Annotated in this window: 8 protein-coding genes; 4 read left to right on the top strand and 4 right to left on the bottom strand. The window is 71.1% G+C overall.

The window, feature by feature from the left end:
* Positions 1–54: 54 nt before the first annotated feature.
* The 4 genes from ABT154_RS32110 to ABT154_RS32095 form a co-directional block, all read right to left on the bottom strand.
* Positions 55–1,137, bottom strand: a complete 1,083-nt coding sequence (locus ABT154_RS32110; protein WP_351861642.1) for an NADH-quinone oxidoreductase subunit B family protein — start codon at positions 1,135–1,137, stop codon at positions 55–57.
* Positions 1,138–1,194: 57 nt separating this feature from the next.
* On the bottom strand, positions 1,195–2,895 hold the full coding sequence (locus ABT154_RS32105; RefSeq protein ID WP_351861640.1) for a hydrogenase maturation protein: 1,701 nt from the start codon (positions 2,893–2,895) through the stop codon (positions 1,195–1,197).
* Between the two features lie 1,043 nt (positions 2,896–3,938).
* Positions 3,939–4,898: an NmrA/HSCARG family protein gene (locus ABT154_RS32100; RefSeq protein ID WP_351861638.1), complete on the bottom strand. Its 960-nt coding sequence runs from the start codon at positions 4,896–4,898 to the stop codon at positions 3,939–3,941.
* A 520-nt stretch (positions 4,899–5,418) separates the two neighbouring features.
* Complete coding sequence (locus ABT154_RS32095) at positions 5,419–6,510, bottom strand: carboxylate-amine ligase (RefSeq protein WP_502969639.1); 1,092 nt, start codon at positions 6,508–6,510, stop codon at positions 5,419–5,421.
* Between the two features lie 707 nt (positions 6,511–7,217).
* Between ABT154_RS32095 and ABT154_RS32090 the strand changes: the two genes are divergently transcribed.
* The 4 genes from ABT154_RS32090 (at position 7,218) to ABT154_RS32075 (ending at position 12,851) form a co-directional block, all read left to right on the top strand.
* Positions 7,218–8,312, top strand: coding sequence for a UDP-glucuronic acid decarboxylase family protein (locus tag ABT154_RS32090; protein WP_351861634.1), 1,095 nt, complete (start codon positions 7,218–7,220; stop codon positions 8,310–8,312).
* Positions 8,313–8,420: 108 nt separating this feature from the next.
* The gene (locus ABT154_RS32085) at positions 8,421–10,310 is read left to right on the top strand and encodes a glycosyltransferase family 2 protein (protein ID WP_351861632.1); all 1,890 of its coding nucleotides are present in this window, start codon (positions 8,421–8,423) and stop codon (positions 10,308–10,310) included.
* A gap of 34 nt (positions 10,311–10,344) precedes the next feature.
* Positions 10,345–11,367, top strand: a complete 1,023-nt coding sequence (gene galE / locus ABT154_RS32080; protein WP_351861630.1) for a UDP-glucose 4-epimerase GalE — start codon at positions 10,345–10,347, stop codon at positions 11,365–11,367.
* Between the two features lie 47 nt (positions 11,368–11,414).
* A complete protein-coding gene (locus ABT154_RS32075) occupies positions 11,415–12,851 on the top strand; it encodes a UDP-glucose dehydrogenase family protein (RefSeq protein WP_351861628.1) in 1,437 nt (478 codons plus the stop codon).
* Positions 12,852–12,973: the final 122 nt, after the last annotated feature.

Below are 12,973 nucleotides of genomic sequence, written 5' to 3'. Positions count from 1 at the left end.
TCGAACAGTGGGGGGGTTGGGGGGGCCTGCGGGGGTGGCGCGAAGGCGTCACGGTCACCAGGGCGGCCGGTAGCCGGTGGTGATGCGATCGCCGGTGTGCCGCCACTTCGGCTCCTTGTCCACGGTCCTGGCCGTGATGGAACGCAGACGGCGGATGACGGAGCCGTACACACCGCTGGCGGTGCTGGAGACCTTGCCGCCGGGAGGCTCGTCCATGAACGGCATGAACTTGTCCGGGAATCCGGGCATCGTGCACGCGATGCAGATGCCGCCGACGTTCGGGCAGCCTCCGATGCCGTTCATCCAGCCGCGCTTGGGGACGTTGCACTTGACGACGGGGCCCCAGCAACCGAGCTTGACCAGGCACTTGGGCGAGTCGTACGTCGAGGCGAACTGGCCCTGTTCGTAGTAGCCGGCCCGGTCGCAGCCCTCGTGCACGGTCGCCCCGAACAGCCAGGTCGGACGGAGCTTGTCGTCCAGCGGAATCATGGGCGCGGAACCGGCCGCCTGATAGAGCAGGTAGGTCAGCGTCTCCGCGAAGTTGTCCGGCTGGATGGGGCAGCCGGGCACGCACACGATGGGGATGCCGGCATGCGACTTCCAGTCCCAGCCGAGATAGTCCGGGAGGCCCATCGCGCCGGTCGGGTTCCCCGCCATGGCGTGGATGCCGCCGTACGTGGCGCAGGTGCCGATCGCGACCACCGCGAGGGCCTTGGGTGCCAGCCGGTCGATCCACTCGCTGGTGGTGATGGGCTGACCGGTCTTCGGGTCGTCGCCGAAGCCGCTCCAGTAGCCCTCCTGCTTGATGGCCTCGTTCGGGATCGATCCCTCGACGACCAGCACGAACGGGTCGATCTCGCCCCGCTCCCCCTTGAAGAACCACTCGATGAAGGTGTCGGCGCCGCCCACCGGACCGCACTCGAAGTCGATCAGCGGCCAGTGGACCGCGATCCTGGGCAGCCCTGGCAGCCCCGCGAGGGCGATCTCCTCGATGCTCGGCTGCATGGCGGCGGTCAGGGCCACCGAGTCGCCGTCGCAGCTCAGACCCGCGTTGATCCAGAGAATGTGGATCGGCTTCTCTTCGCTGCCGGGTGCGGCACCCTGGTCCTCGACCGGGGCCGGCTCTACTGCGCTCATGGGTCGCCTCCTGAGGAGGGAGTGGGGCGAAGGCCTCGTCTCGGGCCTAGGTCTTGCTCAACAGTCGGCCGATCCGGCCGCGCCCGCACCCGGGCCGTTCGGGAGCGGCGCTCGGGGGGCCTCCTTCCGGACGAAGGCACAGCGCCGTGCGTGGTAGCTCGCGGCGGGATCGTCGAAGATCGACCGCATCCGGGAGAGCTCCTGCTCGCGGTGGGCCGCAAGGGGAGCGACGGCCTCCCTGCGCTCGTGCTCCGCCTTCTTCGCCGCGATCCGCGGCTGGAGACCCCCACGGGATGCCAGGTCGAGGGCCGATCGGGTGATCTCGGCGGCGAACTCCCCGGGGCCGCAGTCGACGACCCGGTCGACCAGGCCCATGTCGAGCGCTGCCGCCGCGGACACCGGCCGGGCCTCTTCGGTGAGGCGCGCGGCCAGGGCCTCGCCCACCTTCCCCGGCAGGGTGCGGGTCCAGTACTCCGATCCGTACAGACCCATGCGCCGGTAGTGCGGATTGAGCACCGCCCCCGAGCGGCACCAGACCTCGTCGGCGGCGAGGGCCAGCATCACCCCGCCGGCGGCGGCGTTGCCGCCGATCGCGCTCACGACGAGCCGGTCGGTCGTGGTGAGAACCGCCTCGACCAGGTCGTTCATCGCGTTGATGTTGGCCCAGGACTCGGCGGCGGGGTCGGCGGCGGCCTCGATGACGTTCAGGTGGATGCCGTTGGAGAAGAAGTCGCGCTGCCCGCCGAGCACCAGGACGGAGGTGGGACGCCCGCGGGCGGTCTCGTACGCGTCCAGCAGGCGGCGGCACTGGTCGGTGCTCATCGCCCCGCCGGGGAACGCGAAGGACAGAACACCGACCGGTCCCTGCTCGCGGTACCGGATGTCGGACCAGGTCCGCCGGCCTGCCGCCGGGTCGGCGGGTGCCGGCAGTTCGGGGAGCTCCGGCAGCCGCCCCGCGAGGGCCAGGGCGGCGGGGAGCTTGCAGGCACGCGGCGTGCCGGGGCCGGTGCGGGCACGGAGCTCGGGGATCCACACAGCGCCGTCCACGGTGGCGCGGCAGACCGCGCCCGCCCGGGTGGCCAGCAGTGCGCCGGGCCGCCCGCGCAGACCGTCCTCCGCGTGGCCGCCGTGCAGGAACCACTCGGCGCCGAGCAGCCGGTCCGGTACACCGGGCTGCGAGTCGGCGGCCCGCAGGGTTCGCAGGACGGTCTCGGTGGTGTCCTCGCCCCACGAGATCCGACGGTCCTCCTGGCGGAGAGCGGGACGGGCGCGGACCTCGCCGGTCTGCGGACGCGGTGTCGCCCCTGCGGCGACCCTCTCGACGGCGAGGAGCACGGCGGCCACGGCGGCGTCGGACAGCTCGTTACGGTACAGATCGCTCTTGCCGACCTCCGGAACGCGGAAGGTCACGGACGCCCAGACGTCGCCCGCGTCCATCTCGTCGTCGGCCTGGAGGACGGTGACGCCCCACTCCTCGGCCCCGTCGTGGATCGCGTGGTCCAGTGAGGACGGGCCGCGGTCGCCCACGGGCCCGGGGTGCACGATCAGACAACGGTGCACCGTCCACACATCGCGGGGCACGACGGCCTTCAGCATGGGGGCCACGACCAGCTCGGGCGCGTGACGCGCCACGGCCTCGCGCACGGCGGCCCCGTCGGGGGTGACCTCCACGGGAACGGTGTGCCCGCGGTCACGCAGCTCGACCAGGACGCGCTGGGTGAGGCTGTTGAAGCTGCTGGCGACGAGCAGGATGCGCATGGGCGGCCTTTCCGGGTTGCGGTGGACGGCGCGCCCGGGAGCCGCGGTCCGCCAACCGCCTGCGATCATCGGGCAGCGCGAGGCGGGCACCAGGGTGGCGGAGCCCACACCTCACCCGTTCGAGGTGTGCGTCCGACCGATTGGCGGGCTGATCCCCGCGGTGCGTGACCGAGGAGACGAGCCCTGGGTCCCGTGGGAAGATCAGAGTCCTACAGGGATGCGGATGCCTGCCCCCTCACACGGACAGGCAGGTCGGCGCCACCGTTCACAGCGACACCACGAGAGGTGAGAAGCGAGGTCACTCGCCGGAGAAGGGCATGCACGACACCGGCCGAAGGGGCCGGACACAGCGCCCCAGCAGCACGAGGGACGTCTCGGCGTTCACCGGCGTGAACCCTGACGACGACTCCTCCGGCCCCTGACCGGGCTGACGCGGCACAGCCACCGCTCCGTACGGGCGTCCCTCCGTCGCCGCTTCGGCCGTTCCCGTGGTGGGAGCAGACGAGCAGCACGACGACGGCCGCGACGGCAGAGGGGGAAGGGGCCGACGCGGACCGGCTCGGCGGCGCGGCGCCCGGCGAGTTCGGGCGGGGCTGAAACCCGTTCTTCCGATCACCGGGCGGCCCGCGACGTTCCCATACCCGGACCACCGGCGGCGCCTCACCCACATGCCGGACTAGAGCCAAACCAGTGCCGAGGACGCGGCTGCGGATACGAACAGCGCCCTACAGGCGCCCCCGGGGAAGACCGTGCACCAGCCCAGACGCCCGCGCGGGAACCCCACGCTCTGGCTCCTGGTGTGCCTCCGGGCCCGAGGCTGCGGTGTCGTCGCCCCAGGGTCTCGTCGCTGCGCGGGCCGCCATCGATGCCATCGATGCCGTCGATGCCGTCGATGCCGTCGATGAGCCGCTACTCCCTGCCGGATAGCCTCGGATCGTTCATGACGGACTCCCCTCGGGTCGGCACGCCCTTCTCCTCGACCAGTACCCCGTCGGCGCCGCCGTAGCGGTGCCAGGCTGGCACCTGGGAAACGGCCCGCAGGGTCATGCCCAGGCGGTGCGCAGGTGGTCGTGATGGGCGGCGAGCCAGGTGGCGAAGTCCTGCAAGGCGGGGTTGAGGTCGCGTACGGCGTCGAGGTCGCGGGCGGCGACGAAGCGGTGCTCGCAGTCGGCGTAGTACTGGAACATGTTTCCCGTCTCGTCGGCGCCGGGGAATCCCTGGGCGCGCCACTCGTCCGGGCTGAGGGGGTGATAGCGCACCGGTTCGCCGAGCGTCTTGGTGAGCGCGGCGGCCATGTCGGCGATCCTGAGGTGCTCGCCGGCGATGCTGACCGTGGCGGAGATGAGGTCCGTGCCTCGGCGGAAGATCGCCTGGGCGGTCTTGCCGATGTCGTCCGCGGCGATTCCGGAAAGCCTGCTCTCGCCCATCGGATACGTCAGCCGGAAGGCGCCGTCGGCGCCGCGTTGCGGGGCGAAGGCGCCGAGCAGGTTCTCCCAGTAGAAGGTGGGCCGCAGGAACGTCGTGGGGACGCCTTCGTCGGTGAAGTAGTGGTCCGCCTCGGCCTTGCCGTCGAAATGCGGCACCTTGTAGCGCTCCTGAAGCGTCGGCATCCGCTCGTCGTCGAGGTGGACGCACTCCCTGGTGTCCTCCAGCGTGGACCAGATCGCGTGCTGGACACCCGCGCGCGAGGCGGCCCTGGCCAGTGACCGGGCCTGGGTCTTCTCCCGCTCGGCGGACATGTGCTCCCAGAAGTTCGTCACAAGGAACGCGCCGTACGCGTGCTCGAATGCTGGGGCGAGGCTCGCCTCGTCGTCCATGTCGGCCCGGACGACCTCGGCACCCAGTCGCATCAGCTCCTGGGCGGGCTCCGCGTCCGGGTTCCGGGTGACAGCGCGTACCGTGAATTCGGCGTCGCCACCCCGTTCCTCGAGAACGGCTCGCGCCAGACCGCCGCCCTGTCGGCCGGTCGCGCCGAATACCGTGATGATCTTCTTGTCCGTCATGACGTGATTCGCCTCGCAGGTGGTTGCACGTGGAGCGGCACCCGGGCACGGTCGGCGGCGGTCCGGGGACCTTCTGCCTACGCCTTGATCTGCTTGTCCCTCCGATCTCGATCTTGCGCCGCTTCGATGCCGCCGGTGACACAGCTGATGAACAACTCGTTGCCCCCGATCTCGATGTCCACGTTCTCCGCAGGCCCGCCGCCTCTCCTCTTCCTCCTGCTCGCGTGAGTCGGCGCCGACGAGCATCTCGGGATCGTCGACCCCGATGACGCGCAGCAGCGACCGAGATCCCAGTCGTCGTAGGTGATGCCCGGGATCCTGCCGCGCACGGTGCCGCGCCGTCCGCCGTCGGGGACCGCTGGTGCACGACACCCATACCCCTGCGGTTCCCCCGAGTAGGCGGACCATGCCTGGTCGACTACCTCGGGTGGACCGGCGGGAGCCTCAGGGCCGAGGGGACACTAGGGAAGGAGCCCCATCTGGACGAACATCCAGCTGTTCCGCAGAACTCCCGAGCGGCTCATTCGGACGCGCCGGCCCCGGTCACCAGGTCGATCAGCCCCGGCAGCCCTGCCTCGTCCAGAGCACGACGCTGGCGCTCGGCGGGCGTGCCGAGTTGCAGGAGCCGGTGGATGAGGCCGCTCCCTCCCTGAAGATCACCCGCGTCCTCCAGGGCGGGTGTGATGTGTCGCAGGAGGGCGCGCAGCACGTCTCCGCTGCTGTGCGGGCAGCCGAGGGGATCCAGCAGGATCCCGTTCAGACCGTGCCGGGCCGCGTGCCAGTTCGCGGCCTGCGCCAACTCCGGCGCCACCACCGACAGGGATACGCCCGCCTCCTCCTCCGCGACCGCCGTGGCCACCAGCCCCCGGACGATACCGGCGAACATGACGGCGTCGTCGGCCCGTAGTTGGACGTCGAGGCAGCGCACCTCGACAGTGGGGTAGCGCTCGGACAGCCGAGCCTGCCAGTAGACCTGCCCCCGGTCGGCGATCACTCCCGACGCCACCAACCGCTCAAGACGCTCTTCGTAGCCGCAGGCCCCGTCGAAGTGCGGCGGAGGGCCGCTGACGGGCCAACGGCCGAACAGGATGGTGCGCCAACTCGCGTACCCGGTGTCCCGACCGTCCCACAGGGGCGAGTTCGCGGACATCGCCAGCAGGGTGGGCAGCCACCCCCGGATCCGGTTCAGCACCGCCACACCCGTCTCCGGATCGGGAACCCCTACGTGCACGTGCATGGCGCAGATCAGCTGCTCGTCGACCAGCTGGCGAGCCTCGCCCTCCATCCTCAGGTAGCGCGGTGTGGGGGTCACGGGTACGGGCAGGCCGCCGCGCAACGGCGCCGCCCCCGTGGCGGCGACCCGGCAGCCGTTCGTCTCGGCGGCAGAGGCGACCGCGTGGCGCAGCCGCAGCAGGTGGCCCTCCACTTCGCCGAGGCTCGAGCACACGGGCGTGGCCACCTCGATCTGGGCCTGCAACAGCTCGTCCTGGATCTCGACCCCCTCCGCGAAGGGGCCGAGCCCTGCCACGCGGCGCACCTTCTGCGCCACTGGGGCCGGGACGGCCGTCGCCGGGTCCACCAGCAGATACTCCTCTTCCACGCCCACGGTCATCACAGGCTGCGCCTACCCAGGCACCTCATGATCACCCTCCCTCGATTTCCACCCAGGCGACCCGACCGGCCCGAACCCACCGCAGGCCGGGTGAACGGCCGCCGACGTCGCACATGAACGATCATGATGCCGCCGCCAGCCACCCCGGCGAGGGTTTCCGGGGCGTTGGGCTGGCCACCCCGGTCCATCTCAGAGTTGGCGCATGGCTCCTCTTTCCACCAACCCGCGCTCGTTGAAAGCCGACGAGCGCGCAGTGCTCTCGTGCCCGTGGACGCGCCCGTTTATGACGCGTCCGGTTCGGGCGGGCCTTTTCGGGCGCAGGGTGCACACCCTCTCGCGTGCCGTCCTCGGAGAGTGTCTGAAGCGATGCAGACCATCGATCCGGCAGGCACGAGGGTTGTCTCCGAGGTTGGCCTCGGACACCGACATAGACACGTGCGGGTGACACTGTCTGATTACGCCGTTCGACATTCGGCACAACCCCAAACTGGGCGGTGGGCCCGTACACCATCCCGCCAGGTGGCCGCCGATCAGCCCAGCCTTCGAATCGCCTCCGAAAAAATGACTACGTATGCCCATACTCTCGTTCTGCATCTTCCGGGATGGCTCTGCTTTCCAGATCGTCAGGTCATTCCGCCATTCCGGCATTCGATTACCTTTGCGAGCGGATCTCGAAGTGATTCCGCTTCTCATCCCTGGAGAAACATATGCGCGTTGCCGTAACCGGTGGCGGGGGTTTCCTTGGGTCACACCTGTGCGAGGCGCTTCTACGGCGCGGCGACTCCGTGGTGTGCCTCGATAATTTCTCGACGGGCGACCCCGAGAACATCGCCCCTCTCCTGGCCCACCCGGCCTTCGAGTTCCAGCACGCCGACGTGAGCGTGTCCCTGAAGGTCGTCGGCCACGTCGACGCCGTCGCCCACCTGGCCTCTCCGGCCTCCCCTACCGACTATCTGCGCCACCCGCTGGAGACGCTCGCGGTCGGGAGCCGCGGCACCGAGAACGCCCTTCGCCTGGCCCTGCGTCACCACGCGCGCTTCATCCTCGCGTCGACGAGCGAGATCTACGGCGATCCGCTGGTGCACCCGCAGGAGGAGACGTACTGGGGCAACGTCAACTCGATCGGCCCGCGCAGCGTCTACGACGAGGCGAAACGATACGCCGAGGCGGTCTCCGCCGCGTACCGCCGCACGCACGGAGTCGACGTCGGCATCGCCCGGATCTTCAACACGTACGGCCCCCGCATGCGCCCGCACGACGGTCGTGTGGTGTCCAGCTTCATCACCCAGGCCCTGACCGGCGAACCGCTCACCATCTACGGCGACGGCGGGCAGACCCGCAGTTTCTGCTACGTCGCCGACCTGGTCCGCGGCCTGCTCGCGCTCCTCGACTCCTCCGAACTGGGACCCTTCAACCTCGGGAACCCCGTCGAGCGCACGGTCTCCGAACTCGCGGGCATCGTACTGGAGATGACCGGCTCGGCATCCGAGGTGAAGCACCACCCGCTGCCGGTCGACGACCCGGTCCGCCGCCGCCCGGTCATCACCCGCGCCCGCGAGGTACTGGGCTGGGAGCCGGAGATCGACATCACCGAGGGCCTGCGCCGCACCGTCGCGTACTTCGCCGCCCACGCGGATCGCCTCGCCGCCTCGGCCGCGTCGATCCGCGGCGGACAGGACGAGACGGTCCCGCTGACCGAGGCGACGCCGGCGTCCCTCACGCCCCAGACGATCCCCGGTCCGGCCGGCGCCGCCACCGGCGTCGCCTCCGTCGCGCCCGGGGCCACCGTCGCGGGTGGCTGATCCACACGCCGCGGCGGGCCCCGCGCCGGTCCCGCTGCGGCCCCGAGTCCGTCGGGCCTCCTCCCCCGGGCCTCTCACCCTGTCGCACCGCCTGGAGAACCTGCTGCCATGACGTCGTTGGAGCAAGGTCCCGCCCACGGGACCGGCACTGCCCAGGAATCCCCTCTCTCCTCACCGGCCCCCGGCTCACCGGCGGAGTGGGAGGCACTGGGCGCGGAGATCCACGCGCTCTCGAACGGCTCGGTGGCCTCCATCGGCCCGGACGGCCCCGTTCTCGCGCGCCCGGCACACGGATTCACCACCAGCCCGTCCAGCTTCGTCCTGGCGTTCTCGCGCTCCGACCGCTTCCTGGTCGCGCTGCTGTCCCTCGGCTGGGTGGCCTGCCTGGTCTGGTTCTGGGTCTGGTGGCTCGAACCGTCCCACCGCCTCGGCTGGACCGGGTTGGTGGTCAACAGCGCCCTGCTGCTCTACCTGGCCTATCTGCCGGTGCACTTCCTCGTCGCCCTGATCCGGATGCGGCGCTTCAACCCGGCCATCGAGGTGCCGGGGCTGCGCACCGCGTTCGTCGTGACCCGTGCCCCGTCCGAGCACTGGGACATCGCCCGCACCACCTTGGAGGCGATGCTCGACCAGGACTTCCCCTACGCCTACGACGTATGGCTGTGCGACGAGGACCCCACCGAGGAGATCATCGACTGGTGCCGGACTCATGGCGTCGGCGTCTCCTGCCGGCGCGGCCGCGCCGACTACCACCGGCTCGACTGGCCGCGGCGCACCCGGTGCAAGGAGGGCAACCTCGCCTACTTCTACGACCACTGGGGCTACGAGCACTACGACGTCGTCGCCCAGCTCGACTGCGACCACGTGCCGCACCCGCGCTACCTCGCCGAGGTCGTCCGGCCCTTCGCCGACCCGGCCATCGGCTACGTCGCCGCCCCGAGCATCTGCGACGCCAACGCGGACCAGTCCTGGGCGGCCCGCGGCCGCCTGCAGCGCGAGGCACTCTTCCACGGCCCCGTGCAGCTCGGCTACTCCGCCGGACTCGCTCCGCTGTGCATCGGCTCCCACTACGCCGTCCGCACCGCGGCGCTGCGGGACATCGGCGGCCTCGGCCCGGAACTCGCCGAGGACTTCTCGACGTCGTTCCTGCTCAATTCGGCTGGCTGGCAAGGCGCGTTCGCGATCGACGCCGAAGCCCACGGGGACGGTCCGATCACCTTCGGTGCGATGATCACCCAGGAGTTCCAGTGGTCGCGCAGCCTGGCCGTGATGTTCTTCGGGATGCTGCCGCGTCACCTGAGCCGGATGCCCGGAAAGCTGCGGCTCCGCTTCTCCTGCGCGCTGCTGTACTACCCGCTGCTCGCCCTGACCACGGTGATCGGCATCATGCTGCCGCCGGTCGCGGCGGTCACCGGAGTTCCGTGGATCAACGTCAACTACTTCGAGTTTCTGGCCCGCTTCTGGACGATGTCCGTCTGGCTGATGCTGCTCACGCTGCTGTGCCGTCGGCGCGGCCTGCTGCGCCCGAAGGACTCGCCCGTGGTCAGCTGGGAGATCTGGCTGTTCGGCCTGGCCCGCTGGCCGTACGTGGCCTGGGGCGTAGGGGCGGCCCTGATGCAGAAGCTGCGGCCCCGTCCGATCACCTTCAAGGTCACGCCGAAGGAACGCAATGGCCTCGAACGGCTGCCGCTGCGTGCCGTGGCGCCCTACCTGCTGATCACCGTGTTCCTGTCCGGCACCGCCCTCGTCGGCCAGTTCACCGGTCCCGCGTTCGGCTACGTGTTCCTCTGCATCCTCGGCGCCCTCTCGTACGCCGCGGTGACCCTCGCGGTCTGCGCCCTGCACATCGGGGAGACGGCGCGCGCCGCCGGCGTCCGGCGGCACCGGGCCCTGCGCACCGCCGCATGCCCTCTCACCGCGGGGCTCCTGGCCCTGATCCCGCTGGCGCTCGCCGTCGGCGTCTTCCCCACCTACCTCACCGGCTTCTACACCTGGTGACGGCCTCTGCGACCGATCGAGAAATGAGGTTCCCGTGCCCCAGACCGTCCTGGTCACCGGCGGCGCCGGATTCATCGGCAGCCACACCTGCGTCGAGCTCCTCCGCGCCGGCCACGAGGTCGTCGTGCTCGACGACCACTCCAACAGCTCGCCCGAGGTCCTCGAACGGATCGCGAAGATCGCGGGCCGCCCCATCGCGGCGGCCCACGTCGCGGACGTACGCGACCGGAGGGCCCTCGACAGCGTCTTCACGAGCCACCCGATCGACGCGGTGATCCACTTCGCCGCGAAGAAGGCGGTCGGCGAATCCGTGCGGATCCCGCTCGCGTACTACGACGTCAACGTCGGCGGCACGACGGCCCTGGTCTCGGCCATGCACGAGCACGGCGTGCACCGGTTGGTGTTCTCGTCCTCCTGCTCGATCTACGGCGACGTCACGACCGTCCCGCTGACCGAGGAGTCGCCGGCGGCGCCGACCAACCCGTACGCCACCACCAAGTGGACCTGCGAGCAGATCCTCGCGGACGTCTGCCGGCATGTGCCCGAGCTCCGGGTACTCGCCCTGCGGTACTTCAACCCGGCCGGCGCCCACCCCACCGGACTCCTCGGCGAGGACCCGAGCGGGGTGCCGAACAACATCATGCCGTTCCTCACCCAGATCGCCGTGGGCCGCCGCGACGAACTCAGCGTCTTCGGCGACGACTTCCCCACCCCCGACGGCACCGGGATCCGCGACTACGTCCACGTCGTGGACGTCGCCGAAGGGCACCGCACCGCCCTGGACCACATCGACGACGAGCCGGGCATGCGGGTCTTCAACCTGGGCACCGGGCGCGGCGCGTCCGTCCTGGAGCTCGTACGCACCTTCGAGGAGGTGTCGGGGCAGCCGATCCCGCACCGCGTCACCGAGCGCCGTCCCGGCGACGTCGCCGAACTCGTCGCCGACCCCACGAAGGTCGCCTCGGCCTGGAACTGGACCGCCCGGCACGACCTGGCCGCCATGTGCCGCGACGCGTGGACCTTCCAGCAGCAGAACCCGTACGGCTACGCGCCCTGACCCCTCACATCGTTCATCCCACCCGCGTTCAGACAGGAGAACACCGCATGCGGTTGACCGTCATCGGAACGGGCTACCTCGGAGCTGTGCACGCCGCGTGCATGGCCGACATCGGACACGATGTCCTCGGCGTCGACCTCGACGCCGAGAAGATCGCCGCCCTCACCGAGGGCCGGCCCCCCTTCTACGAACCCGGCTTCGACGAGGTCCTCACCCGCGCCCTCGCCTCCGGACGGCTACGCTTCGGAACCAGTCTGCGCGAGGCGGCGGTACACGGCGAGGTCCACTTCATCTGCGTGGGCACGCCGCAGCAGGCGGGCTCCCACGCGGCCGACCTGCGGTACGTCGACGCTGTCGTCGACGGGCTCGTGCCGCATCTGGCGGCCTCGTGCCTGGTGGTCGGCAAGTCGACCGTGCCGGTGGGCACCACCGCGCGCCTGACCGCCCGCATCGCGGGGCTCGTCCCCCCGGGCGTACGGGCCGACGTGGCGTGGAACCCCGAGTTCCTGCGTGAGGGCTTCGCGGTCGAGGACACCTTGCGGCCGGACCGGATCGTCGTCGGCACGGTCGGCCGGGAGTCCGACGAGACACTGCGCCGACTGTACGCCCCGATGCTGGACGCGGGCGTCCCGTACATCGGCACCGACCCGAGCACGGCCGAGCTCGTGAAGGCCGCGGCCAACTCCTTCCTCGCCACGAAGATCTCTTTCATCAACGCGATGGCCGAGGTCTGCGACGCCGCGGGCGCGGACGTGGTCACCCTCGCCGACGCCCTCGGCCACGACACCCGGATCGGCCGGCGGTTCCTCAACGCCGGGCTCGGCTTCGGCGGCGGATGCCTGCCCAAGGACATCCGGGCGTTCACCGCCCGCGCCCAGGAGCTCGGTGTCGGCCCCGCGGTGGCCTTCCTGGACCAGGTCGACGAGATCAACGAACGGCAGCGGACGCGGACCGTGGAACTCGCCCGTCAGGTGGCCGGGGGCGACCTGACCAACCGCCGGGTGACCGTCCTGGGTGCCACCTTCAAGCCGAACAGCGACGACGTACGCGACTCGCCGGCGCTGGCGGTGGCGGCGGCGCTGCACCGGCAGGGCGCCCACATCCGGGTGCACGACCCGGAGGGCACCGCGAACGCGCACCGCGCCCACCCGGAACTGCGCTACGAGGACGACCTTCTGACGGCCTGTAAGAGAGCGGATCTCGTACTGCACCTCACCGAGTGGGGGCAGTACCGCGAGCTGGACCCGGTGAAGCTGGCCCGGGTCGTCCGCACGCCGGTCCTCGTCGACGCGCGCAACGCGCTACCGCACGACGAGTGGCGGGCCGCCGGCTGGACCGTCAAGGCACTCGGCCGTCCCGCGCCGACGGACCGGCCGCCGGCCGCTCGGGCGGGGCAGCCGCTGCGGGCCACGATCGCCTCGCCCGCCGTCGAGGCGGACCACACCGCCCTGGTGTCCCCGGCGCGGCCCACCGGCAGGGCCTAGACCTCCCGAGCACGCCGACGCCGCCCCGCCCGCCCCCGGGCCGGGCGGGCGGGGGGGGGGGGGGGGAGGGGCCGGGCCGGGCCCCGGGGGTCGCGGGGGGGGTGTGGGCGGGGGGGGGGACC

The organism is Streptomyces sp. NPDC001728 (assembly GCF_040297565.1).
Taxonomy (GTDB): Bacteria; Actinomycetota; Actinomycetes; order Streptomycetales; family Streptomycetaceae; genus Streptomyces.
Note: the sequence above shows the minus strand (reverse complement) of the source record. Positions and strands in the feature narration are given on the sequence as shown.